General features: G+C 44.4%; 23 protein-coding genes and 2 tRNA genes. 13 read left to right on the forward strand and 12 right to left on the reverse strand.

Annotated features, from left to right (window positions below; genetic code table 11):
* The first annotated feature begins 18 nt into the window (after positions 1-18).
* The 3 genes from LX99_RS17430 (at position 19) to LX99_RS17440 (ending at position 5,027) form a co-directional block, all read left to right on the forward strand.
* Entirely contained in the window at positions 19-2,472 is a 2,454-nt protein-coding gene (locus LX99_RS17430; RefSeq protein ID WP_109609028.1) for a PIG-L family deacetylase, read from the forward strand.
* 554 nt (positions 2,473-3,026) lie between these two features.
* Entirely contained in the window at positions 3,027-3,218 is a 192-nt protein-coding gene (locus tag LX99_RS17435; protein WP_109609029.1) for a hypothetical protein, read from the forward strand.
* A gap of 108 nt (positions 3,219-3,326) precedes the next feature.
* Complete coding sequence (locus LX99_RS17440; protein WP_109609030.1) at positions 3,327-5,027, forward strand: sodium:solute symporter; 1,701 nt, start codon at positions 3,327-3,329, stop codon at positions 5,025-5,027.
* 91 nt (positions 5,028-5,118) lie between these two features.
* Here the strand turns inward: LX99_RS17440 and LX99_RS17445 are convergent, their stop codons facing one another.
* Positions 5,119-5,973, reverse strand: coding sequence for a DUF2911 domain-containing protein (locus LX99_RS17445; RefSeq protein WP_109609031.1), 855 nt, complete (start codon positions 5,971-5,973; stop codon positions 5,119-5,121).
* 266 nt (positions 5,974-6,239) lie between these two features.
* On the opposite strand from LX99_RS17445, the gene LX99_RS17450 reads away from it, so the two are divergent.
* A complete protein-coding gene (locus LX99_RS17450; RefSeq protein ID WP_022830158.1) occupies positions 6,240-7,427 on the forward strand; it encodes a class I SAM-dependent rRNA methyltransferase in 1,188 nt (395 codons plus the stop codon).
* Positions 7,428-7,497: 70 nt separating this feature from the next.
* On the opposite strand, the gene LX99_RS17455 is transcribed toward LX99_RS17450, so the two are convergent.
* The 3 genes from LX99_RS17455 to LX99_RS17465 all read right to left on the reverse strand — a co-directional run bounded on the left by LX99_RS17455 (position 7,498) and on the right by LX99_RS17465 (position 11,937).
* Positions 7,498-8,586: a Gfo/Idh/MocA family protein gene (locus LX99_RS17455; protein WP_109609032.1), complete on the reverse strand. Its 1,089-nt coding sequence runs from the start codon at positions 8,584-8,586 to the stop codon at positions 7,498-7,500.
* A gap of 245 nt (positions 8,587-8,831) precedes the next feature.
* Positions 8,832-9,077 (reverse strand): hypothetical protein, encoded by a 246-nt coding sequence (locus LX99_RS17460; protein ID WP_109609033.1) that lies wholly within the window; start codon positions 9,075-9,077, stop codon positions 8,832-8,834.
* 271 nt (positions 9,078-9,348) lie between these two features.
* Positions 9,349-11,937, reverse strand: a complete 2,589-nt coding sequence (locus LX99_RS17465) for an OstA-like protein (protein WP_245927956.1) — start codon at positions 11,935-11,937, stop codon at positions 9,349-9,351.
* 50 nt (positions 11,938-11,987) lie between these two features.
* On the opposite strand from LX99_RS17465, the gene tilS reads away from it, so the two are divergent.
* A complete protein-coding gene (tilS, locus tag LX99_RS17470; RefSeq protein WP_109609034.1) occupies positions 11,988-13,325 on the forward strand; it encodes a tRNA lysidine(34) synthetase TilS in 1,338 nt (445 codons plus the stop codon).
* Positions 13,322-13,804, forward strand: coding sequence for a hypothetical protein (locus LX99_RS17475; RefSeq protein ID WP_022833827.1), 483 nt, complete (start codon positions 13,322-13,324; stop codon positions 13,802-13,804). The genes tilS and LX99_RS17475 overlap by 4 nt, the downstream gene beginning before the upstream one ends.
* A gap of 30 nt (positions 13,805-13,834) precedes the next feature.
* On the opposite strand, the gene LX99_RS17480 is transcribed toward LX99_RS17475, so the two are convergent.
* The 3 genes from LX99_RS17480 to LX99_RS17490 all read right to left on the reverse strand — a co-directional run bounded on the left by LX99_RS17480 (position 13,835) and on the right by LX99_RS17490 (position 16,042).
* Positions 13,835-14,317 carry a type II toxin-antitoxin system VapC family toxin gene (locus LX99_RS17480; RefSeq protein ID WP_109609035.1) on the reverse strand — a complete coding sequence of 161 codons (483 nt, stop codon included), beginning with the start codon at positions 14,315-14,317 and terminating at the stop codon, positions 13,835-13,837.
* Positions 14,310-15,089 carry a hypothetical protein gene (locus tag LX99_RS17485; protein ID WP_022833829.1) on the reverse strand — a complete coding sequence of 260 codons (780 nt, stop codon included), beginning with the start codon at positions 15,087-15,089 and terminating at the stop codon, positions 14,310-14,312. Before LX99_RS17485 ends, LX99_RS17480 begins: the two co-directional genes overlap by 8 nt.
* Positions 15,090-15,160: 71 nt before the next feature.
* Complete coding sequence (locus LX99_RS17490) at positions 15,161-16,042, reverse strand: LysR substrate-binding domain-containing protein (RefSeq protein WP_022833830.1); 882 nt, start codon at positions 16,040-16,042, stop codon at positions 15,161-15,163.
* Between the two features lie 144 nt (positions 16,043-16,186).
* On the opposite strand from LX99_RS17490, the gene LX99_RS17495 reads away from it, so the two are divergent.
* Positions 16,187-17,434, forward strand: a complete 1,248-nt coding sequence (locus LX99_RS17495) for an MFS transporter (protein WP_109609036.1) — start codon at positions 16,187-16,189, stop codon at positions 17,432-17,434.
* On the opposite strand, the gene LX99_RS17500 is transcribed toward LX99_RS17495, so the two are convergent.
* Both LX99_RS17500 and LX99_RS17505 read right to left on the reverse strand, forming a co-directional pair.
* Positions 17,431-18,105 carry a CPBP family intramembrane glutamic endopeptidase gene (locus LX99_RS17500; RefSeq protein ID WP_109609037.1) on the reverse strand — a complete coding sequence of 225 codons (675 nt, stop codon included), beginning with the start codon at positions 18,103-18,105 and terminating at the stop codon, positions 17,431-17,433. The genes LX99_RS17495 and LX99_RS17500 overlap by 4 nt on opposite strands.
* Positions 18,106-18,188: 83 nt before the next feature.
* Positions 18,189-19,151 carry an isopenicillin N synthase family dioxygenase gene (locus LX99_RS17505; RefSeq protein ID WP_109609038.1) on the reverse strand — a complete coding sequence of 321 codons (963 nt, stop codon included), beginning with the start codon at positions 19,149-19,151 and terminating at the stop codon, positions 18,189-18,191.
* Positions 19,152-19,487: 336 nt separating this feature from the next.
* Between LX99_RS17505 and LX99_RS25745 the strand changes: the two genes are divergently transcribed.
* A complete protein-coding gene (locus tag LX99_RS25745) occupies positions 19,488-21,131 on the forward strand; it encodes a DUF6600 domain-containing protein (RefSeq protein WP_170122734.1) in 1,644 nt (547 codons plus the stop codon).
* 87 nt (positions 21,132-21,218) lie between these two features.
* Entirely contained in the window at positions 21,219-21,668 is a 450-nt protein-coding gene (locus tag LX99_RS17520; protein WP_109609040.1) for a thioredoxin family protein, read from the forward strand.
* A gap of 78 nt (positions 21,669-21,746) precedes the next feature.
* Here LX99_RS17520 and LX99_RS17525 read toward each other — a convergent pair whose 3' ends face one another.
* A complete protein-coding gene (locus LX99_RS17525) occupies positions 21,747-22,592 on the reverse strand; it encodes a ferritin-like domain-containing protein (RefSeq protein ID WP_109609041.1) in 846 nt (281 codons plus the stop codon).
* Between the two features lie 12 nt (positions 22,593-22,604).
* Positions 22,605-23,297 carry a ferritin-like domain-containing protein gene (locus tag LX99_RS17530; RefSeq protein WP_022833837.1) on the reverse strand — a complete coding sequence of 231 codons (693 nt, stop codon included), beginning with the start codon at positions 23,295-23,297 and terminating at the stop codon, positions 22,605-22,607.
* A 535-nt stretch (positions 23,298-23,832) separates the two neighbouring features.
* Here LX99_RS17530 and LX99_RS17535 point away from each other — a divergent pair.
* The 4 genes from LX99_RS17535 (at position 23,833) to LX99_RS17550 (ending at position 25,330) form a co-directional block, all read left to right on the forward strand.
* Positions 23,833-24,024 carry a hypothetical protein gene (locus tag LX99_RS17535; RefSeq protein ID WP_109609042.1) on the forward strand — a complete coding sequence of 64 codons (192 nt, stop codon included), beginning with the start codon at positions 23,833-23,835 and terminating at the stop codon, positions 24,022-24,024.
* 644 nt (positions 24,025-24,668) lie between these two features.
* Positions 24,669-24,986, forward strand: coding sequence for a hypothetical protein (locus LX99_RS17540; RefSeq protein WP_109609043.1), 318 nt, complete (start codon positions 24,669-24,671; stop codon positions 24,984-24,986).
* Between the two features lie 103 nt (positions 24,987-25,089).
* Positions 25,090-25,164: transfer RNA gene (locus LX99_RS17545), tRNA-Val, on the forward strand.
* 91 nt (positions 25,165-25,255) lie between these two features.
* Positions 25,256-25,330, forward strand: a tRNA-Val gene (locus LX99_RS17550).
* 137 nt (positions 25,331-25,467) lie between these two features.
* Here the strand turns inward: LX99_RS17550 and LX99_RS17555 are convergent.
* A complete protein-coding gene (locus LX99_RS17555; protein ID WP_342769432.1) occupies positions 25,468-25,674 on the reverse strand; it encodes a transposase in 207 nt (68 codons plus the stop codon).
* Between the last annotated feature and the right edge of the window lie 3 nt (positions 25,675-25,677).

Consider the following 25,677-nt stretch of genomic DNA (forward strand, 5'->3'; position numbering starts at 1 on the left):
TTCAATATATTTGTTGTTATGAAGCGTATCTACCTCATTGCATTACTATTACTAACAACCGTTTTCTTAAAAGCCCAAACCAACCCGCCAACAGATCCCGGCAGCATCCAGCAAAACTTTAAAAAGCTTAATGTATTGGGCAGCGTACTATACGTAGCCGCCCACCCCGACGATGAAAACACCCGCTTGCTTGCCTACCTGGCCCAGGAAAAGCATTACCGCACGGGCTACCTGTCGCTCACCAGGGGTGATGGCGGCCAGAACCTGATAGGTAACGAGCAAAGCGAACTTTTGGGGCTGATCCGTACGCAGGAACTATTAGCGGCCCGACGCGTTGACGGCGCCGAGCAGTTTTTTACCCGCGCCAACGATTTCGGTTTTTCGAAAGGGCCGGAAGAAACGCTAAAAATCTGGGATAAAGAAAAAGTGTTGGGTGATGTAGTTTGGGTGATCCGTAATTTCAGGCCCGATGTAATCATTTGCCGTTTCCCTACTACCGGCGAGGGGGGCCACGGCCACCATACCTCGTCGGCCATACTGGCGCAGGAAGCTTTTACTGCCGCTGCCGATCCAAACCGCTATCCGGAGCAGTTAAAATATGTAAAACCCTGGCAGGCCAAACGCCTGTTGTGGAACACCTTCAATTTTGGCAGCATTAATACCACAGCCGCCGACCAGTTTAAGATAAATGTTGGTATTTACAACCCTGTATTAGGCAAGGCTTACGGTGAAATAGCCGCCGAAAGCCGCAGCAACCACAAATCGCAGGGGTTTGGTTCGGCTAAGCAACGCGGCGAAGCTTACGAGTATTTTAAAACTATTTTAGGTGATGCCCCGCAAAATGATTTGATGGATGGCGTTAATACTACCTGGAAGCGGGTTAAGGATGGCGACGCCATTGAGGCTACCTTAGGTGTGATCGCTAAAAGCTTCAATCCCGAAAGCCCGGAGAAATCCGTTCCCGCCCTGATCCAGATGCTCGGCAAAGTGGAAAAAATATCAGATACTTACTGGCGGGAGCAAAAGGTGAAAGACCTGAGTAACTTTATAGCTGCCTGCAGCGGTTTATGGTTTGAGGCTTATGCTACCGAAGCTACCTATGCCCTGGGCGATAACATCAGTATCCGCGCGCAGGCCATCAACAGGTTTAGCAACCGGGTAAAGATTAACAGTATCACAAGTGAGGATAATACCGTAGCGCTTGATAGCAAGGTGTTGCCCGAAAATGAAGTGCAGACTTTTGATGCCACGATCACCGCTTCGCGCTTAACACAGCCTTACTGGCTGGCGCAACCGCATCCTATAGGTATTTATACCCTGCCCGATAATACCCTGGCGGGAAACCCCGAAAACCCCGACCTGCCAAAGGTTACCTTCCAGTTTATTATTGAAGGCAAGCCGCTAAATATCGACAGGAGGCTGGTGTACAAATTTGTTGACCCGGTTCGGGGTGAGGTTTATCAGCCCATCGAGATCACGCCGCCGGTAACCGCTAACATTGAAGGTAAGGACTATATTTTCAACTCGCAGCAACCTCAAACAGTACTGATTAACCTGAAAAGTTTTACCAAAGCAAGCGGTAGCATCAGCCTGAAGCCGGTGAATGGCTGGAAGATCAGTCCCGAAAAAATTGATTTTACCGATAAGGATAAAAATGATGAATGGTCGGTAGCCTTTACCATAACCCCAACGGATGCCAAACCCAAAACAGCTGAGCTGGAAGCAGTGGTTAATGCCAACGGCAAGCCGTTTTCACTAAGCCTACGCCGTATCAGGTACGACCATATACCGGCTATTACCTTATTCCCCCCGGCTCAAACCAGGCTGGTTTACCTCGACCTGAAAACGGCAGGCAAAAAAATAGGCTACATAGCCGGTGCCGGCGACCAGATGCCCGAAGCGCTGCGCCAGGTTGGCTACGAAGTACGAATGTTAACTGAAAATGATGTAATGAACGCCGATCTTTCCGTTTACGACGCCATTGTTACCGGTGTGCGCGCTTATAATGTGAATGAGCGGCTTATTTACCAACAACCCAAACTATTGGAATACGTTAAAAACGGCGGAAACCTGGTGGTGCAATACAATAATAATAATGGCATAGTGGTAAAACAGATAGGCCCCTATCCATTTACGGTAGTTAACCGCAGGGTAACTGATGAAAACGCGGCGATAACCGTTTTAGACCAGCAAAACCCGGCGCTTAATTATCCCAACAAAATAACCAACGACGATTTTAGCGGTTGGATCCAGGAGCGGGGCTTATACTTTGTAACCAATATCGACCCGCGGTACAAAGCCATTTTGCAAATGAATGATAAAGGCGAAGAGCCATTGAACGGCTCACTGATAGTGGGCGATTATGGCAAGGGAAGGTTTGTATATACGTCGCTGGCATTTTTCAGGGAGCTGCCTGCAGGCGTACCGGGGGCCTACAGGCTGTTTGTTAATTTGCTGAGCAGGCCGAAGTAATTTCGGAATTGGATTTTCGATTTCGGATTTTCGGCAGCAGTAATTAGATACATGTGCGCGGGCCACGTTAGGGATAGTAGTGGAAAGCCCACAGCGCGGTTTGGCATTGCGTGCGGGCAAAGCGAGGACTTGGAACGGATAGCCCGGCCGCAGGCAACGCCCATATCTTGAACCGTTGATTTTTTTTGATTACGTTGATTTTGCTGATTTTTGTCTGAACCGGGATTTTGGGAGATTTATAGGATTAAGTGTTTTTTTTATCAACTATGAGGGTTCAGGCAAAATCTTGTCCATCCCCAAAATCCACTCAAATCCCGATTCAGACAAAACACTTGCATGCGGTCGTGAAGACACGACCGCCGGGGTAAAACCTCGGTTCAGACAAAATCATACCCATCCTAAAAATCTACCCAAATCCCGGTTCAGACAACAAGAAAATCCTTTAATAAACAACCTAATTTAAACTACCAAACCCTACACAATCCTTTTACAAAACAAACTTTGGTAAAATTCAATTAATCACCTATTTTTGTTGCAATCATATACATAACATCATGGGACACCATAAAGAAGAAAAAGATAACTTAGATTACATATACTACCTGGTAGGCTTATTGAGCGGCTTGTTTATAGGTTTTATTCTGGATGTAGGCTTCACCTGGATTTTTGTAGGTGGTATTTTAGGCTTATTAACTGCTGCTGCATACATCGCCGTGTTAGTTCGTGGCCGTAATGAAGAGGCCTGATCCCGACCTCCCTTCATTTATAAAAAATTGGAACCAGTTTTACGGCATTGTTGCCGCATGGCTGGTTTTTTTAGTTTTAGTATTTTGGCTCATTACCAAATTTTTTGAATGAGTTTAACCGACTGGATCGTACTCGCCCTTACCATCCTCACAATTGTTACCTACGGCATCTGGAAAAGCGGCAGGAATCAAAATATCGACCAGTTTCTGGTTGGTAACCGTTCATTGCCCTGGTACCATGTAGGCCTCTCGGTAATGGCCACGCAGGCCAGCGCCATTACTTTTTTATCGGCACCTGGGCAGGCTTATTCAGACGGGATGCGCTTTGTTCAGTTTTACTTCGGGCTGCCGCTGGCCATGATTGTGCTTTGCATCACCTTTGTGCCCATTTTTCATAAACTAAAGGTTTATACAGCTTACGAGTTCCTGGAACAGCGCTTTGATTTGAAAACACGGGCGCTAACTTCTTTTCTTTTTCTGATACAACGGGGGCTATCTACCGGTATCACTATTTATGCCCCATCAATCATCCTGTCAACCATATTAAATATAAACACGGCTTATACCACAATATGTATTGGTAGTGTTGTAGTGATTTATACCGTTTACGGCGGCAGCAAGGCGGTATCTTATACTCAACTGCTGCAAATGAGCATTATTTTCCTGGGCATGTTTTTAGCAGGGGCGCTGGTGGTGTACTTGTTGCCAAACAACGTGAGCCTGGTTGATTCGTTAAAAATGGCGGGTAAAATGGGCCGCATGAATGTAATTGACTGGAAGTTTGACCTCAGCAACCGTTATACGCTCTGGAGCGGATTAATCGGCGGTTTCTTTTTGCAGCTCTCTTACTTCGGTACCGATCAAAGCCAGGTGGGGCGATATTTAACCGGCAGTTCGGTAGGGCAAAGCCGTTTGGGATTGATCATGAACGGATTGATTAAAATACCCATGCAGTTTTTGATATTGCTGATCGGTGTACTGGTATTCGCTTTTTATCAGTTTAACCGCCCCCCTATGTTTTTTAATCAGTACGAGGTAAAGCAGATCAAAAAAAGCAGCTACGCCACCCGGTACAATTACCTCGACCGGCAATACACCCAGGCCTTTGAAGAAAAAAGGGTAAAAGCCAACGAACTGATTGAAGCTATCGACAGCAAAAACGAGGATAAAATAAACCATGCCCAGCATCAGTTAAAAGTTGCCGATACCAAGGCAAGCACCATCCGGCAAAACGCCATCCAGCTGATGAAGAAGAATAACCCGAAAGCCGATGAAAATGATACCAATTATGTATTCCTGAGTTTTGTTACCCGGTATCTACCCAAAGGATTGATCGGTTTGCTGATCGCTATCATCTTCCTGGCCTCTATGGGGTCGACAGCCAGCGCATTAAATTCCCTCGCTTCAACCAGTGTAGTGGACATCTACAAGCGGATTATTAATCCCAACGCTACAGATCAAAATTACCTGAATGCTTCCAGGCTGGCCACCGTATTTTGGGGAGTGATCTGTATTGGTATGGCACTTTACGCAAGCAGGATAGGTAATTTACTTGAGGCGGTAAACCAGTTAGGGTCGTACATTTACGGAACTATCCTCGGGGTGTTTATTGTGGCCTTCTATCTTAAAAAAATAAACGGAACAGCTGTTTTTACAGCGGCGATCATCACCGAGGCTATTGTTTGTGGTTTGGGTTATTTTGATGCCATTGCTTATTTGTGGCTCAATGCTATCGGCGCTGTTTTAGTGATTGTTATTGCCGGATTAATCAGCATGTCACCCCCCGCAAGGACCGCCCATAGGGTATAATCACGGGATTATCCTTAAAATAAAACAGGCCGGTATGTTAAACCGGCCTGTTTTAAAGAGCCTCTTCCGGCAATACCGGGTGCTACTTGTTTTATTCTTTAGCATGATTTAGCGCCTCCTGGTTTAACCGGGCGTATTCTTCATCATTGTTGGCTTTCGCTAAAGCTATACCAGCCTCGGCAGCCGCTATGGCACCGGCCTTGTCACCTTTGCGCAATAACAGGCGCGATTCCCAAAGTTTATACCACGGGCCTTTAGGCTCAAGTTTTTCGGCTTCGTAAACCCAGCCTAAGGCCTTGTTTACATCTTTATTGTTTTCGTAATAGTATTGTATGGCATTAAAATAATAGGGTTTGCGGTCGCCTTTCATCAACTCGTCAATATTGGCTGTGATCTTGGCGTCATCATCTGTTTCCATGTGGATGTAGGCGGCTGTTCTGTCCCAAACCAGCACCAGGTCGCACGATTTTACGTTCGAGTTAACAAAAGCCATGGTAAATGTTTCGCGTTTTTCGCTGGTATGGGTTGGCTTCACGTTGAAACGCAGAAAATCCTGGTCTTGCTTATAACTGTAGGCGCCCCATTGTTTCACTACTTTATTCAGGATGATGGTCCACTCGTTTTTGTTGGGGATACTGAACAGTGAGTAAGTGCCTGCCGGAACAGGGTTGCCCTCTATAATTACTTTTTCGGTAAAGGTAATGGTAGTTGCGGCGTTGGCTCCTGTGCGCCATACCTCGCCGTAAGGAATGATACCGCCGAATATTTTGCGGTCTTTTACATTTGGACGGGAGTAAGTGATGGTTACTTTTCCTAATCCGAAATCCTGGATAATGGTTTGGGTTGAGCTGGCCTCGGGTATGCGGGGCACTTGCGCGTACGATTTAATGCTGAAACAACAACACGCGATCAGCATGCTGAACAGGAACACGTAGGTTTTTTTCATGATCTATAGTTTTCGAATCTAAGATACCAAATGTTTTAACGTTGATATTATTGTGTATGACCTAAAAATATTTTAGGGGTTTAGCAGGCTGAGTATAAATTGAAAAAAAAGATTTGGATCAACATACGTGCGTTATAAAAAGATGCCGAAAGCTGCCTTTAACCGTATGCTATATATTTAATTTCCTGCCCTGCGTTAAGTGCCTCCGGCCGGGGGCTACCTATCCCCGGGCTCAAAATTACCGGCGCTTTATTACCTTTGCATCCATGATCAATGTTATATTAAAAAAAGGCAAGGAAAAAGCGGTATTGCAGCGGCATCCCTGGGTATTTTCGGGCGCGATAGAAAAAGTGAAAGGCAAACCCGCTAACGGAGATGTGGTGCAGTTGCTTAATTCGCAAGGCGAATTTCTGGCCTATGGCTTTTATAACGATCAATCGCGCGTTACGCTGCGCCTGCTGGAGTGGAATAAAGATGTGCAGGTTAACGAAGCCTGGTTTCGGGAAAAAGTTGCCGCTGCGGTTAAAAGCCGTGCAAATATCCTTGCGGGAGGTACCAATACCTGCAGGCTCATCTTCAGCGAGTCGGACTACCTGCCTGGCTTAATTGTGGATAAATACGCCGGGCACTTGGCTGTACAGGTACTCACCTCCGGCATTCAGAACATGATGCCGGTTATTATTGATGAACTTAAACAATTACTAAATCCGGAGAGCATCTCCGATAAAAGTGATAACGCCTCCCGCGCTCACGAAGGTTTGGCCGAAGCCGAAAATAAAGTATTAGCCGGCAGCCCGCCACCCGAACTGGTTGAAGTACTGGAGAATAACGTGGTTTACGGCATTAACATTACCGAAGGTCAAAAATCCGGCTTTTACTGCGATCAGCGCGATAACCGCCACGTATTAGCCCTGCATACTAAAGATAAAAAAGTACTCGATTGCTTTTGTTACACCGGGGGCTTCACTTTAAACAGCCTTAAAGAAGGAGCGGCATCAGTAACCAGTGTAGACAGTTCGGCGCTGGCTATTGAAACCCTGGCCGAAAATATCAGGCTGAACAACCTGGATGCCTCGAAACACAGGGCTATTAAATCGGATGTAAACGCGCAATTGCGCAAATTCAGGGATGAGGGCGAGAAGTTTGACGTAATTGTGCTCGATCCACCTAAATACGCGCCGTCGCGCTCGGCTTTAACCCGTGCATCAAGGGCTTATAAAGATCTGAACCGTTTGGGTATGCTGCTGCTTAACGAGGGTGGCTTGCTGGCAACCTACTCCTGCTCGGGCGCTATGGATATGGAAACCTTTAAACAGGTAATTGCATGGGCCGCGCTGGATGCCGGTAAACAGGTTCAGTTTATATACCAATTTCACCAACCTGAAGATCACCCCGTACGCGCATCGTTTCCGGAAGGTGAGTATTTGAAGGGGCTGCTTTGCCGGGTATATTAAATCCTAAAAAGGGAGTAACCGTATAACCGCCGCAAAATTAGCAACGCCAACCTGCGGCAGTTATCTTAATTTATCCCTTGTTATTAAGCCAAAGGTTTACAGGCTTATCAATTTCAGCGCTAAAAGGCAATTCAATTTTTTTGCCCGCCCCGGCAGATGCATAGGCGGCGTAAATCAACTCCAGCACCGCGCGACCGTCTTCACCGGTAACCAGCGGGGGTTTATCGTTCTGCACACAATCAATAAAGTGTTTCAGTTCGTGCGGGTAGCCCTGGTTAAAGGCTTCCTCAAAAATGGTATAACTCCAGCCCTGGGTGGTATCGGTTTTTTCCATGGCATAGCCGTAGCCGTTTTTGCTGTAGGTTACCGCGGCATTGCCCATAAACAAGTCGGCATAAATTACGCCGCCCGTACCGTGAATTTCGCAACGGTCGTCCATACCGCCGTGCTTGGCCCAACTGTTTTCGGCTACGCCGGTTACCCCGTTTTCAAACTCTACAATAATTACAGAATTATCTTCACCTTTGGTACGTTCTTTATGTAATACGGTGCTCATGCTGGCGTAAACGCTTTTGGGTTTGGCATTATTCAGCATCCACCTAAACCAGCCCAAAGCATGGCAGCCCATATCCATAATCACCCCGCCGCCCGAAAAATTGATGTCATAAAACCAATCCGAATGCGGCCCGGAGTGCTTTTCGCCCTGTTTCAGCATATAAATTTCACCCACGGCACCTTCCTTTACCAAATGCCTTGCGCGTTCATATTTAGGAGCAAAGCAAAGTTCTTCGGCGTACATCAGTTTTACATTGTTGGCCTTGCATACGGCAATCATTTCGTCGGCTTCTTCAAGCGTTACAGCCAGCGGCTTTTCTATGATAACATGCTTGCCGGCCCTGGCCGCCTTGATGGTAGCTTCGGCATGCAGATAATTGGGCAGGCAGATATCTACCACTTCGCAACCTGATTCGGCGATTAACTGATCAATATCATCAAACCATTGAGGGATATGGTATTTATCGGCAAAGGCCTGCGCTTTTTCAGCTTTTCGGGCGTAACAAGCCACCACTTCGGCTTCAGGAATAAAGCGATGGTACGATTCCATATGGATATCGGTTATAAAACCGGCGCCCAATATGGCAACTTTGGTTCGTTTCATATAAAGTATTGTATAGTTGGCGCTGATAATTGGGCAGCGCGCAGGATTTAAAGGTTATGAATACTATTCAAGATTAATGAATAATATTTTAAAATTGAAAAGCTTTGAGGAGCTTTCTAAAAACTATAGTACTATTTAACAAACATTGGCCCGCTCAATCGCCGCGGGTTGGCTTTACCCCCTCTAAATCTCCCCCGGGAGGGGAGACTTTTGAAGACTTCCCTTCCGGAGAGGGTTGGACGGGACTACCCCTCCAGCACATGCTTCTTAATAAATTCGATAGTCGATTCTGGCAGGGCGTTGCCGCTGGCTTGTTTCAGGCTACCATCCGGCCCAATCTCCAATTCGGCGTTGATATTGTTGTCGATAAAAACGTGTAACTTGTTTTGCTCTTTTTCAACCTTGCAGGTAAGCTCGCGTTCGGCGTAATTGATCAGAAATTCATATTTCCCATCTTTAGCTGCAGGTATCGTGTCATTTTGATCTTTCATAGCGATGTATTTAATAGAATAACATCGCCGGGAGCAGGATGGTTTAATTTATTGACAAATAAATAGATGTTTGCACACCCATTATTGAGGGCCTAAAAAAAAGAGATAGCCCGCCGGCTGTCTCTTTTTTTAATTTAAGTTGACTGACCTCATTATTTATCATAAAGAACTAATTGGTTAGATCGATAATAACAATTGACCAAATATAAGCACTATAGATTTAGTAGACTAATTTTTTCGATAAAAAATAGCAACTTTTTTCTCGTTTTGATCAGTTTTTCTTCACAGAAGGTGATTTATTAACAATACTGTCCTTTTTTATGCCATTTTGAGGGCCTTTTGGAAGGTTTTTTCCAATTATCGTATCCTTTTTAATTTTTATGGTATTATTCTTCCCGGTATCAGCTTTTAATGTGCTATCCTGCATGTTTTTTATTCCAGGGGCCTTAAGGCTGTCCGTTTTTGCTCCAACGCCGGGCTTGCCTATAGCAGGCCTGGCGGGTGCATTTTTTGTGCCCGGTTTTGCCGGGGCGGGCTTCTTTTTGACTTTCTTTTTAATGATATCTTCTTTTGAGGCCGGTCGCTCCTTGGGCTTCCATAAAAAGCCTTTCAGGATCTTATCATCCTCTTTAACTTTATCAATAGGGATGTAACGGTTTTCGGGCTTTGTTAAAAAGAAAATATCAGTAGCCTGCTTATCTTTAAAGGCAACGCGGATCCGGCTACTCAATGAGCGCTGCATCCCCGATACTTTCCCGCTGTCGCGCTGAAAAAATATAGTTTCCGCATTTCCTACCGCATACATCTTATCCAGCTTATCATCTTTAAAATAGCCGCGCATCCGTTTACCCGATACCTGGTTAAAATGAGTGGAGTCATCTTTATCAATATTTACAATGAAGGCAGAGGGGAACAATTCAATGTTATCCATCTTTTTATGCCGCATTTGCAGATAAACCGTATCGCCCGATAATTGCGAACCCTGTGTCCAGATAATGGGGTTTACATACATACGCATGGTCGAATCACTGTTGGCGTAAAAAATAGAATCGGATTTCGCCTGCAGGTCTGATTTAAAGATTTTAGCATGGTGATGGGCTATCAGCATCCTTACCCGCGCGGTATCTTTTACATCTACCGGGTATTGTTTATAAACCGGGTCGCGTTCCATCTGTACACGGTACAGGCTATCCTGTTTTGCTTTTTTGGCTGCCGCTATAGCATCTTTTTTGCGCTGCAACGAATCGTTAACCGGTTTGGGCTTGCCAAAAAAGTCGCGGTGCAGGTAGCTGGTATCTTTAGGGATCCGGAGATACCTTGCCTCCAGGAACTTCGATGCTTTTTTATCGGCAATCAGTTTGCGCTGCTTCAAGGTGGTATCGTGCTGGGTGCGCTGCCGTTCCTGGTAAGCTTTAAGATTTTTATAGGTCATGATCTGCGTTTCGATGGTATCGGCAGTCATGTAAATCGAATCGCGTTTGATATGGCTGGTATCTTTGGCAATCACAACAGGTGCTTTAGTAAGCGGCTTTACTGTTACTTTATTGCCCTTTGCCGGTATTATGGCGTTGGCCACCCCCGCCAGCATAGTTACGTTTTTAATATTGGCTTTGTCCTTATTACTAAGTTTTAACGTGGGGGCTGCCTTCAATGCCGAATCAACCAGCTTTGGGTTTTTCTTTATTTGATCTGTGGCGGTTTTCACCACCTCATCTGACGGAACGGGGGGCAAATCCTTATTGTTTTTCAATGCATCCTGTGCCAGTTTGGTGACCATATCAACATTGGCGCTATCTTTTTTACCAATAGCGAAGGGTTGCTTAACAGGAATAGTATTGGCAGGGGCTTTACGGTTGCTATCCGGTTTTATGGCACCTGCAATTTTGGTCAAATCGGTAAGCTTCTTGTCGGAGGCCTTTGCATTTTTTGTTCCGGTAGGTAACGGCTTCTTCGCCGAATCGGTTTTGGTGGTATCCTTTTGTTCGGAGACCAGTACTACATAGGCATTTTCCGTAACGATGGTTTTCTCATCGGCCCGGTAATAAGTGGCCAGATCACCTTTAATGGTTACCTTTTGTTCACGGTCTTCAAATGTGATGTTTTTCACAGCCCGGCCGTAACCCTTCAGTTTATCATAAAACAGGCTGTCTCCTTTCAATGATTTGGTGCCCTGCCTGTATGAGTTTTTTTTACCGAAATTGGCCTGCTCGGTAATGGTATTGTACTGGCCGTTTTCGGTGTAAAGGGTATCTTTATCTTTAGTACCGTAAATATTGGTAGGGCCGTAAAAGTAGGAGATCCGTGTACCTGTATTATAGCGCAGCGTATCGGTTTTAATCAGCGCATCTACCGTAGTAAGCACTACATCGTACCTGAAATAGGAGTCGCGGCTGAAGGCAAAATAATACCCGTTTTTACTGGTTAACACGTTATCCTTATTGATCAGCTTACCGCCTCCGGTGTAAGTACCTACCCTGCTGGCCGTGTTATAGGTAAGGTAATTGGTGGTAAGGGTGGCATCACGGTCAACCATTTTCACGTTATCAGTAAGAATGGCAATTTTGGTGTTACCGTTATAATTCAGTTTATCAGAAAATATATTCAGCGTATCGCCCTGGTTAATGTTTACGTTACCAAAAGCATCAAACGAGTTCAGATCCGGATAAAAATAAGCGCTATCTGAGCGTAACAGGGAATAATCCTGCTTAAAAGTACCTTTATACACCTTTACCAACTGCTTGCCGTTTATTTTTGTGGCGGTACTTTTTTCAGATTGTATCAGGTTTACAATCGATTTTTTTTGGGCCATAGCCGCAGTTGCCGGCACCAAAAGCAAAAAGCATAAAATGTATTTCCTCACTTGGCAAAATTAGTTTTTTGTCGGGGTTATTAAATTAATAATTTTGATGAATGCTGCCAGTTAATCAGTTTGTTAATTTTGTTGAGCAAAACGCTTTGTTTAACCGCGCCACCCCTATCCTGGCAGCGGTAAGCGGCGGCATCGATTCGGTTTTAATGGCCCACCTGCTTAAGGCGGCAGGGTACCATTTTGCTATTGCCCATTGCAACTTTCAACTCAGGGGTGATGAAGCCCTGCGCGATCAGCAATTTTCACAATCGCTGGCGGCTCAGCTTAAAGTAGCGTTTCATACCATCAATTTCGATACAAAACAGTACGCCAACCAACATAAGATCTCCATCCAGATGGCGGCCCGCGATCTGCGTTACCAATGGTTTGATACCTTGTGCCTGCAATCAGGCTATGAGGCTGTTGCGCTTGCTCACCACCAAAACGATACTATCGAAACAATATTGTTGAACCTTACCCGAGGCACCGGGATTGCCGGGTTGCATGGCATTTTACCTAAAAACGGAAAACTGGTAAGGCCGCTTTTGTTCCTGGGCCGCGATGAGATACAGACCATTGTTACTGCCGAAGGTTTAAGTTTTGTGGAGGATAGCTCGAACGCCTCGGCTAAATACGCACGCAATAAGATCAGGCTGGAAGTGGTGCCGAAATTGAAAGAGCTAAACCCCTCGCTCGAAAAAACCTTTGAAAACAGCCTGCGGCATTTCCGCGACCTGGAATTGCTACTCGAACTTAAACTTGATGACTTAAAGCAAACTTTAGTGCGGCAGCAGGCCGGCGCTGTTTATCTTGCTATTGAGGATGTAAAAAAGTTAAACCCCAAGCGGTTGCTGCTTTTTAAACTGCTGAATGAATATGGTTTTAATGAAACTACCATTGATGATCTGATCACTTCGCTGGATAAGCATGCAGGCCGGGTATTTGAATCGGGAACACATAGTTTACTACTTGACAGGGAGCACATCATTTTAAAAACAAAAAAAACAACTTTGTTAGCCGATACTATGATCAACGCTGCAGATCACCAGTTAAATTTTGATAATTACAAATTAACCGTACTGCATGACGAAAGTGCGCTGATTATCAAAGATAACCCGCTTGCTGTAGCCATCGATACCGATTTGTTAATTTACCCGTTAAAGCTGCGCGGCTGGCAGGAAGGCGATTATTTTTACCCGCTGGGGATGAAGGGCCGCAAAAAACTGAGCGACTTTTTTATCAATCAAAAAGTGCCGCTGCACCAAAAAAACAAAATCCCCGTTTTAGTAAACGGCAACGACGAAATTATGTGGCTTGCCGGCTACCGGCCCGACGAAAGGTATAAAGTAAATGATAACACTAAAAAAGTTACTATCTTCGAACTGTTTAAACTACCATGAGCGATAAATCTGTTTTTACCGAAAAGCAATACCTTGGCAGGGAATTTATCCCCCTAACCATTCGCCTGGTTTTGGCTATGTTTTGTTTTGCAGCCTACTTTTTTACCGACGAACGCGAACGTAACGGCGACCTCCTGGTAGTGGTTGGCTTCTCCATCATTATCATCTCCATCATTATGGGCTTTTTGCTCCACTTCCGCACCCGTGTGGAAAATAAAAGCGTAATGCTTGATGGTTTGTGGACAACCAAACTGGTAAAGATCGATCTGAACGGTATTGTAAAAGCCGAAAAAGGCACTTACAGCCGCTATTTGTTTAATAACCCCGTATATAACCTGCACACCAAAGGCACTATCCGCTTTTTTACTTCGGGCAATGAGGCTATTCACCTTACCGACAGGGATGGCCTGTTGTATATTATCGGCTCAAAGCATCCTAATGAATTTTTGAGGGCGATTAAGGAGGAGATGAAGAAGTAACCGTAGAGCTTGTTTTTGGGATGAAATTCGTTAAAATTCCAACAAGCCAAACGCGGCAAAATGGCTAATGTTTATGTCCAAAATCGCAAAATGGGGTAATGTATGCTTCTTTAAAATAGCATGTACTTTTAAACTTTCTGAATCTGAAGTAACGAAATATTCGATCGAAACATCGATATCAGCCTGCGCAAATAGCTTTGAATCATTTGGAATCAAATTTCTCTCTTTAAAATTAACATTTCCAGCTCTCCGTTCAGTAAATAATATTCGCGCAAATTCTCCTGTACGCCTTGCATGATCTAAATTAAAAGGGAGAATTCTCAGATTTCTTAATGGCAATTGTTCAATTGAACCTAAAACGCAATATTCCGCAATGCTTATTGTAGAGATTACCAATGTATATTCTTTCTCTAAAAAGTAGCGAAAGTATCCATCAGCATTTTTAAACAGCGGGTCGTTTTCATTTAGAAAGCGAAGAAAGAAACTTGTATCAAGAAGTACTGATTTATGCATCGTAACCTCCCCGCATATCATTTAGCCACTCGTCAACATTAATTTGATTCAGCCAGCCATTCGCCTTTGCTCTCAATTTCTTTAAGTAATCTACATCATATTTAGGGCTGTAGTCCATCATCTCCAAAAACTTAATGGAGCTTTTATCAATCTCTCCCGTTTCGGAGTGCTGTTTACCTAATGCCCTTATTCCAAAAGATTTATAAAGTATGTTATTCTCAAATTCCTCAAGAATTTCTTTAGGTGTATCTACCCTTAATGTACCATAGTCTTCGGTTAAGAGATGAATGTTCGCCTTATCTTTTCCTCCAGCGTCCGTTATTTTTCCATAAAAATAAAATTCCGCTTCAGCCCAAAATGCTTCTGAACGGAAAAATCGAGTATTTTTATCGATAACCAATTGTGTCGTATTATCGAGAGAGGTGCTGATGTTAAATTTAAAGTCTCTCTTTAAAGCAGTTTCCTGAAAAGATTCTATGGCTTTCGCAGTATTCAAATTTAGAAAATCAATATCCCTGGTAGCGTCAATTTGCGCTATTATGGCATTAAAGCCTATAATAGCCTGGATGCTTGTTTTAAATATATGTTTTACTGAACCTTCTTCTAATTGATAGCTTATTGTCGGTCTATCTTTCTTCTCGTTAGGAAATAGCAAATTCTCAGACTGTTCCAATACGCTCATTAACTCGCGTATATCAAGGGTATCCGGCTTTAACTCCAGATTTCCCTTTGTTCCAGTTATTCGAATTTCTAAATAGCCTATCTTTTCCACAATAACAAATCTATTAATTTGATGTAAATTATACGATTAAATTTGATGAATGACAGTTATTATGATTTTTGTTACTCGCTTTCCATCACCCGCATCAACTCCTCAATAAACAAAATAGCCGCCCGCTTACGATAAACACCCTTTTGCCAAAGGATATACGATTGCCGTTTAATCTCTTTTGATTGGATGGGCACCGCAGCCACTTTATTCCAGCCTATAAGCGCTTTCTCGTTCAGTATGGTTGCCCAATGGCCGTTTTCAACCAAAGCCAGCAATGAATGCACATCGTTCAGCTCTATCTTAATATTAGGCACTATCTTTTTCCGGTTAAACAACTCATTAATAAACTCGCGCGAGCTGAAACCTTTACCGGGCAAAATCAATTCCTGTTTAGCTAATTCTTCCAGGCTTATTTTATCCAGCTTAGCCAAAGGATTGTTTTTCGATACCACCATCACTACACTCGAGCTAAACAATTCCTGCATTTCCAAATCCTCATCATCGCTTTCGTTATGGAAGGCAAGGATCATATCCAGTTCGGCCAGGCGCAGTTTTTTCTCTAACTCTTCAGGGTTGCCGTAAGTGATAAAAATTTTGATGCCTGGGTATTTTGTGCTGAAAGGTGCCAGCGCGGGTAACAACAGCGAGGTAAAAGCATAAGATACGCCAAGATTCAATTCGCCGGTGGTAGCGTTCTGCAATTCGCTGATGGCCTGCCTGCTTCGCTGTACGTCGTTTAAAATTTTGCGGGCATGGGCTAAAAAAATATGCCCGGCTTCAGTAATCCTCACATGTTTACCTATGCGGTCAAACAACAACATACCCAATTCCTCTTCCAGTTGTTTAATCTGCTGCGATAGCGTGCTTTGGGTAATGAACACAGCCGAGGCCGCCTCCGTAAAATTCATCGTTTCGGCCGCTTTTACAAAGTATTGCAATTGACGTAGCTCCATAATTAATCGTTTTTACCAATCAATCCTATTAAAACAATCTATTTTACAAATGTATAGTTATGGGCGATATTTGCATCATAAAACAAATCAATAGTTCTTGCATTAAGTACTACCCTGAATTTGCTTTTGTTAGGTTTTGGTACGATGAATGTTTTCCGCTCATTAAAATACCGTAATTTCAAGCTGTTTTTTTACGGTCAGTCAATTTCCCTGATAGGCACATGGATGCAAAAAACAGCAGTTGCGTGGTTGGTTTACCGCCTTACCGGTTCGGCCCTGTTATTAGGTGTGGTCAGTTTTGTAAGCCTGATCCCTTCGCTCATTCTGGCTCCTTATGCCGGCAGTATTGTAGACAGACATAACCGCTACCGCATACTGGTTATCACACAGGTGGTATCTATGCTGCAGGCCGGCGCGCTGGCTTTCATGCTCCTGTTCAGGTTTTATAATATCCCGGCTATTATCGGTTTAAGTTTATTGCAGGGCATTGTAAATGCCTTCGATGTAACCTGCCGCCAATCATTAATGGTTGATATGGTTGATGATAAAAATGATCTGCCTAACGCAATCGCCCTCAACTCAACCATGACCAACCTGGCCCGCATTGCCGGACCAGCCATTGCAGGTATCGTATTGAGTGTATTTGGCGAGGATATTTGTTTCTTCGGCAATTTCATCAGTTATATCCCGGTGCTTACCTGTTTGTTTATGATGAAGTTGAACACCATCGTTCCCGTTCGTTCAGAAAAAAGCATCTGGGCCGAATTGCAGGAAGGTTTTAGATATGTATCGGGCGACCCCGACCTGAGCAGCATGATACTGATGCTCACTGCAAGCAGCCTGTTCGTGATTCCATTTAATACCCTCATGCCTATCTTCGCTAAAGATATTTTTAACGGCGACGCCAAAACCTTCAGCTGGTTTGAAAGCGCCGCCGGTTTGGGTTCGGTAATCAGCGCGGTTTACCTGGCCAACCTTAAAACCAGCAAAAACCTGGTAAAAATCATGAGCACCGCAAGCCTCATTTTTGGCGTAAGCGTATTGATGGTAGCCTATGCAGGTAAACTTCCTTTTGCTTTGATATTTATGGTATTTACCGGCATAGGGATGATGGCGCAAACATCGGCCATCAACACTTACATTCAAACCCACGCCGTTCCGGCCATGAGGGCGAGGGCCATCAGTTATTATGTGATGGCTTACCAGGGCATGATCCCGGTAGGCAGTTTGATGGCAGGATGGTTAGCCGGCGCGCTTGGGCCACGCAGAGCAGTTTGTATAGAAGGTATTATTGGCGTATTGGCTACGGCGCTGTTTGTTTTGTATAAACGAAGGCAGGCGGCATCCGGTAATTTACCCGATAAAACTGTGTTTGGCCGGTTAAGCCGTTAATGCTTTGGAAGCGTAGTATGCAACAATGCATTTGCATCAATTAATAAGTGGCAAATAATGAGGATTTTGATGTTGCGATATCTATAGTAATGATATCCAAAAATCACCCCGATAACAAAAGGCATCAATATGTTGATCAGCGTTCCGTATGAGGCATGTAGTAAGGCAAAGCAGGTAGCCGATATAAAAACAGGTAGGTGTTCGGTTTTAAAAAGGAGTTGCAAACGGCTTTGAATATATCCTCTAAAAACAAGTTCTTCCACTATTCCCGCCGTTATAACCGTAAGGAGCTTTATTGACAGCGGCAGCATTAACATCTGAACCACTAAATTACTCGGCTTAAAACCCATCTGGCTAAGCGGTAACCAAATTAAAACACCTATCAAAACTATCATCAACAGCATCAAAATAACAGATCCGATATAAAACCAAAATGAGTGACGTTTCTCGGGCCAAAGTAAAAGGGGCTGTTTCTCAATTATAGCGGCGTACCAACAAATTGTGCCGAAACACAGCCAATACGTAGTACGTGTTATCAGCAAGCGCCCCGCTATCGCATATCGCGCAGCAAAAGCGAAGTAAGCAGCCAGCAGATGTGCAGTGCGATAACAATTAAAATAAATACTGTAAATTATTTTGCGCGATTCACTTTTTTCAAGCGGCTGTATCATGAGTTAATAAGGTTCAGATTACCAATAATACACAAATAATTATAAAAAAGCCCTTTCAAAATTGAAAGGGCTTTTTGTTATCGTTACATCTTCAAACCAATCTCCCGTAACCTTTCGTCCAGGTATTCGCCCGCGGTAATATCGGTGTACAATTTAGGATGCTCCCCGTCAATGCACGATTCCAGGCTGGTCAGATCCATATCTGATTTGGGGTGCAGGAAAAACGGTACTGAATAACGTGAAAAACCCATCAGCTCGCGGGGCGGGTTCACTACCCGGTGCGTGGTCGATTTTAGTTTATTGTTAGTTAAACGCTGCAGCATATCGCCTACGTTAACTACCAGGTCTTCGCCATGGGCTTTTACCGGGAACCAGGTGTTATCACGGGTTAATACCTCCAGGCCGTCGGCGCTGGCGCCAATCAGCAAGGTGATGAGGTTGATATCTTCATGCGCGCCGGCACGCACCGCGTCGTCGGGCACCGCATCGGGGTTAGTGATCGGGAAATAGTGTAGTGTACGCAGGATGGAGTTGCCGTTATGCACCTTATCGTCAAAGTAATCTTCGGGCAGTTCCAGATAAACCGCTATGGCGCGTAGCAAATGCTTGCCTGCAGCTTCCAGCTTTTTATAAATGTTTATGGTGGTTGTGTTAAAGTCGGGCAACTCGCTTACCACAACGTTTTCGGGATATTGGGCTTTCAGGGCCTCGTCATCGGTAACGGTCTGCCCTATCTGCCAAAACTCTTTCAAATCTGGCGTTTTAAAGCCTTTGGCGGTTTCCTTGCTTTTGCCGGTGTAACCACGCTGGCCCGCCAGCCCGGGGATCTCATATTTTTGTTTTACCTCATCAGGCAATGCAAAAAGCGCTTTTACATCTTCGTAAAGCTTATTTATCAGCTGTTTGCTTAAACCATGATTAGTAATGGTAACAAAACCGGTTTCGTTAAACGCTTTGCCGATATCCTCAGAAAATTGTTTGCGTTCATCGGCTGTACCGTTTATATAGGTATCAAGATCAAGGCGTGGGATGTTCACTGTACTCATGCTTTTGTTTATAACAGGTAGCAAAATTATTTAATTTTTAGCGCGGCACACAAGGTAACAATAATATTTCATGGTATGATGGCCGTGTGTTTAAGGATGTAGGGAAATCGCCTCACCCCAGCACTCTCCAAAAAAGAAAAAGCACCTTGTTTCTTAAAGTCCTCTCCCTTGGAGATGATTTAGGTGAGGCTACACTTAAGATGTCTTTCAAAAGCGATTTCCCTTACTTAAGGGTGTAACCGTATAAAACATTTTTTGATTTAAACGTTTTATACTTCTGCCTGTCATACTTATAACTTAACAACGTGACAGCAACTATTATAAAAACTTGTTACCATGAAATTTATAAATAGAATATGCGGCATCAGCCTGATAGCATTTTTGATCATGCTCGCCGCGCCAAATATCAGCAAAGCCCAGGATGGAGGCTACGTATCCGACCAGGAATTTTACGATGAGCTCGACCCCTACGGCACCTGGGTTTCCGACCCGCAATACGGCAACGTTTGGGTTCCGGATGCCGAAGATGATTTCAGACCATACGCCACCCGCGGCCATTGGGTAGTTACCGATTACGGTAATACCTGGGTTTCGGACTATAAATGGGGCTGGGCACCGTTTCATTACGGCCGCTGGCGTTACGACGATTATTATGGATGGGAATGGATTCCGGGTAATGAATGGGCACCGGCCTGGGTAACCTGGAGGCATGGCGGCGGCTATTACGGCTGGGCCCCGTTACAACCGGGTATCAGTATCAGCATTTCGTTAGGCGGCGGCTATCATGTGCCCGATAACTATTGGGTTTGCGCGCCGCAGGCTTACATTACCAGTCCGCAGATTTATAACTATTATACACCGCGCCCACGGGTAGTGAATATCATTAACCGCACTACCATTATTAACAATACGTATGTTAATAACAACAACACCTACATTACCGGCCCCCGTATAAACGAAATCAGGCAGGTAACCAACAACAGGAATGTGCGTGTTTATAACATAACCAATGTTAACAGGCCAAACGGCGGCGGCAGGGTAGTGAACAACACGGTAAACATTTATCGCCCTGAAGTTAGGAAAGCACCCGACGCAAGACCTGCAAGGGTAGTGAACGCAGTGGCTTACCGTCAGGAAAACCCTAATGCGGGTATTGCCAACAGGGGCCGTGATAACATCACTGTAAATCGTAATAACGCGGCACGATTAAGGGAAATTGCCCGTACTGAAAAACCTGATAACAGGATAGTACAGGTTAACCATGACAGGCCCGCAGCCAGACCAACCGCTGCAGACAATCGTAGCCAGGCACAACCGGCTAACCGTCAGCAACAGTTACAGCAAAGGCAACAGGCACAGCAGCAACAACTGCAACAACGCGCACAAGATGAGCAGCAACGTGAAAGGAATCAACAGGCTACTACTCGTCAGCAACAGTTACAGCAAAGGCAACAGGCACAGCAGCAACGTGGGCAACAAGGCTTACAAAGCAAACCGGTTGATGAGCAAGGTCAGCGCCAGGAACGCCAGCAACAAATGGAGCAGCAGCGTCGGCAACAACAGCAACAACGCCAGCAACAAATGGAACAGCAGCGCCAGCAGCAACAGCAACAACGCCAGCAGCAGATGGAACAGCAGCGCCAGCAGCAACAGCAACAACGCCAGCAGCAAATGGAGCAGCAACGCCAGCAACAGCAACAACGCCAGCAGCAAATGGAACAGCAGCACCAGCAACAACAACAGCAACGCCAGCAAGAGATGGAACAGCAGCGCCAGCAGCAACAGCAACAACGCCAGCAGCAAATGGAGCAGCAGCGCCAGCAGCAACAGCAACAACGCCAGCAACAAATGGAGCAGCAGCGTCAGCAACAACAGCAACAGCGCCAGCAGCAGATGGAGCAGCAGCGTCAGCAACAACAGCAACAGCGCCAGCAGGAGCAGCAACAACGCCAACAGCAACAACGCAGGCCGGCCAACTAAATCAATAATTTTATAACCGCCATAATAAACAGCACGTATAACACATTATATACGTGCTGTTTTTATATTAGGGGCTGATTAAAAAAAATGAAAAAAACGCTGCATTTCTCCTGCTTCATAATCCTGCTGTGGCTGGCAAACTATCATCATACCGTAAAAGCCCAGGAAACGCCGGGTAAACCATCAACGCAAATCAACTTTATTGAAAACTCATGGACCGAAGCTTTAAAACAGGCGGCAAAGCAAAAGAAATATATTTTTGTTGACGCCTATGCATCATGGTGCGGCCCCTGTAAAATGCTAAAAGCCATTACCTTTAAAAACAATAAGGTAGCTGATTTTTATAACGATAATTTTGTGAATGTAGCCATTGATATGGAAAAAGGACAAGGCCCGGCCCTCGCTGCCGAATGGGGCTTACAGGCCTACCCTACCATGATCATTTTTAATAGTAAAGGGAAACCCATATCAGGAACGGTAGGCTATATCCGGCCCAATGACCTGATTAAATTCGGGCAGCGCGCTTTGAATAAATAGTTTCAGGTACTATTTTAAAAAAAGACCGGCTTCCTGGTAAAGGAGCCGGTCTTTTTTTTGATGGATTACCGTTTGGGCTTAACTGTAGATAAAAGTACCAACTAATAGCTCCAATACCTGATCTTTGCTCAATGGCTCATCAAACGCCGCGGTAGCTACCGCTACGGATGTTGTTGATGCGGTTACGCTTGGCAAGGTAGTAAGATCAACTCCTCCCTGTTTTATTGTTTCTTCGCCTGCGTAATTACCGTTTACCAGCGATATGCCGGTATCATTACCTAAGGTGGCAGTGCTGGTAATCCATGGTGAAACACCCAGCAACTGGCGGATAGCCGAAGCATGACGGGCTTCAACCGCGTGGATTGATAACGCCGCTGTTAAAATATCCTTATTGCCCAGCAGGTTTGGCGCCTGCCCCTTATAAGCGCGTACGCCGGTGTCTTCAAAGGCAAGCGCTACCTTCAGAAATAAACTATAATCGCTAAACACACCTTTAAAAGGGCCGTTACCGGTACCACCGCCCGCCGTAAAATCAAATTTTGGCGAAGTAACCGGCGTACCTCCAGATTGAGTGATAGCTGTTTTCAGGAAAGCCACGTGCTGATTTTCGTCATCCTTTACGGTATTGATATAAGCCGTGCCCGAAGCCGGGATCAACCCGGCCGAAGCAGCTCCCTGGTTGTAAAATGACGATTCGAGGTACTCGAGGGTTAACGCGTAGTTCAACACATCAACAACAGAGGTTGTAGCTGTTGCGCCGTAAGCCCTTTTTAGCATAGTGCCCAGGGCAAATGGCACGGCTGCCAGCGCCACCTTCGAACCGAAGCTGGTTATATTTTTGATGGCCGCGCGGCGTGGGTTGAGCCTGTCGTTCAGTTCCGGATCAACTTTTTCTAATTCTTCTACTATATTAAATAAATTCATGGCGATGTGGGTTTAAGCTACGTAACCGTAATTAGATGCATTAACTTTAGTTTTGAGGTAGGTATTGGCGATAGGCAATACCTCGGCAATGGTGGCCGATCTGTTTAAACCATTGCTGTCTACCTGGTCGTCGGCAGCAAATGAACCGGCAACAAGCATATTGCTGATCAATGCCGCGTGCCTGGCCTCAACCGATACAATTTTACCGGCGATGGTTAGATAACCTGCATCCTGGATCAGGTAGCCGGCGCCATCATAAGCTTTAACACCGGTATCTTCAAACGCTTTGGCCGCACCAAGCACTGCAGATTTCTTAGTGAAATCGATCGAGCTGAAATCAACTGTTAAAGCCGGAATGGCATTGCCGCCAAGGGCCTTTTTGAAAAACTCGCGGTGAACAACCTCATGATCGCGGATGCTGGTAAATAACGCCTTTTCGTCGCTGGTCATGCCCGAATAGGGAGAAGCAACTACCTGGATATAAAACGCTGCCTCCAGCTGCTCCAGGGCGTAAGCGTAGTTTAAAATAGCAAGGTCGCCTTTCGCGCCAATATCAATGCCCCCGCCAACAATTACCTTATGATCTTTGTGGCATGCCGCTGTTGCCAAGAGCCCTGCCGAGGCTACCCCTAATCCCGCATAACGCAAAAACGACCTCCTGGCCATGTTAGTTCCGCCTATGCTTTCTTGTTCGGATGTTTTCATAGAAGTTTTGATTTTAAGTGGTATAAATTAGTTTCGTTTTGTAAATGATATACGCCCATATAAACCTTGCAGATTGCAATAAGTTGATAATTAACCTACTCCGAAACAGAGTGTTTAACTTAGAGACAAAATTCAGCTATCAATCCGGGGTGAACCGGGGAAAGGAAATAAGGGAATGATACATTAAAAAAGGCCGAAACACTCTCGCAGTATTTCGGCCCTACATCTACCTATGAAAAACAGTCCTTTTTGGTAAGGACATTAACCTTAATCCAAATTATATGCCAATTGCCATATATGCCCTAATAGCTTGTTTGGGCGGGTTTTTCAACGTTAAAATATTTTCGTTTGGAAACAATTCCCCAAACCGCGCAATATTTGCAATGATGATCAATTCTCTATGAACTTTGAGTTAAACGGAATTTAAATTCCCCGGCAATAAAAAAGGCCGGACAACTCTCGCAGTTATTCCGGCCCTACATCTACCTATGAAAAACAACCCTTTGAGAAGGGTATTATAACTTATTCAAACCAAATGCCAACTGCAAAAAACACTATTAAACGACTAATTGGCAGTTATTTAGACAGTCAAATCGCACCAATGCGTAGAAATGACACCATAATATGGGGAAATGATTATTCATTAGTTAAAATGCCTGCATTTTTAATTCTTATGCAATTAACAGGAAGTAAAAACAAAAAGACCGGTCAAACTCTCGCAGTTTAACCGGCCCTACATCTACCTATGAAAACAACCCTTTTTTGTAAGGGTATTAACTATAATTCAAAGGCAGTGCCAATTACCAAAACGGCCTTTAAAGCACCATTTATGCGTATATTGTGATAACCAGCCATTTATTTTGTAGAAATACTTTCCGTAATTGATGTGAATTTTCCCAGTGGTTAACTTAGGCAAGTACATTAACCGCAAGTAAAAACATCAAGCTTTTTTTATATAATTCGATTTTAAACTACAGCAAAGGGAAAAGTGAAGAAAATACTGTAACAAATTATCGAACATTAAGAAGTGCCATACGCAGCCAAACGAAAAAGCGTTGATAAATGAGATTGGATGAATAAAAAAGGTCGAAACACTCTCGCAGTATTTCGACCCTACATCTACCTATGAAAAACAACCCCTTGAGAAGGGTAATAACATGAAGTCAAACGAAATGCCAATTGTTAAAATACGCCTATAACAGCTTAAAAGCCAATTTTTTAATACTCCGTGTAAGTTTTTTTGTAGATAATTTACCCGGCAATGAGTTTATTTTCCCCATATGGGAAATGATGCCTGAGCAAGCAAACAAATTGTTATAGAAAATGCTTACTATAGAAACCATCCCTACCAAACTTTGTTAATTGACTATTATGGACCACAATGTATATTTACTGGTTACCGATCCAAGAAACCCCTGCCGGGATGTGATCCATTCCAGGGATACACGCCTTAAGGTTAAAGTATTTTGCCTTGACGAGGAGCGGTTTAGCGCCGACGATAATGAGATCCAGCTTTACGGCTATGCCGATCATAAGCTTTATGCCTTCGAAACCATTGATTTAGATGCCGAAGACGCGCTTGATTTGGTAAGCGCCATACAATGGTATGCCAATTACATCGGCGATCCGGAGATGGAAATACTGCCAGAAGACCCGCGACCGCGGGCACAATACAGGGATGTACAGTGATACGCTCAACCTTATATTTCTTAAAATCAGCGCTGTAAAAATTATTTCACTTTTTATTTTGACAAATTAAGTCGGAATTCTATATTTGCAGTCCCAAAACAAGGGGAGCATAGCTCAGCTGGTTCAGAGCATCTGCCTTACAAGCAGAGGGTCACAGGTTCGAATCCTGTTGCTCCCACAAAAATGCCTTTAGCTTCATCTGAAGGCTTTTTTATTAAGTTCATTATACCAAATCAAAACCCAGATAGGTTTTGATTCTTTACCAAAAAGGGAGCATAGCTCAGCTGGTTCAGAGCATCTGCCTTACAAGCAGAGGGTCACAGGTTCGAATCCTGTTGCTCCCACAAAGTGGACCATCAGAAACCACCAAAACCCTGTAAATTGGCTGATTTACAGGGTTTTTTGTTTTAATCCATATCAATTCTACGCAAAGTTTCTCAACGTTTTGGGATCAAGCAAAAAAGTTGGGGGGATAGTTTTATTAGGCATAGATTTTCATTAGTCTAAACATAAAGAACTCGACATTTCTTACTCCTCTGAATTGTGCTCTTAAGGCTTTAATCTTTGCATTGAAAGATTCTGCTGAGGCATTGGTGTGCCTTTTGTCAAAGTAATTGAGAATGGTTTGATAATGGTTTTGGATTGTTCTGGAAACGGTAGCAAAAGCCTTAATACCCGATCTTTCCACTTC

Origin of the sequence: Mucilaginibacter oryzae (genome assembly GCF_003148845.1) — a bacterium.
Classification (GTDB): domain Bacteria; phylum Bacteroidota; class Bacteroidia; order Sphingobacteriales; family Sphingobacteriaceae; genus Mucilaginibacter; species Mucilaginibacter oryzae.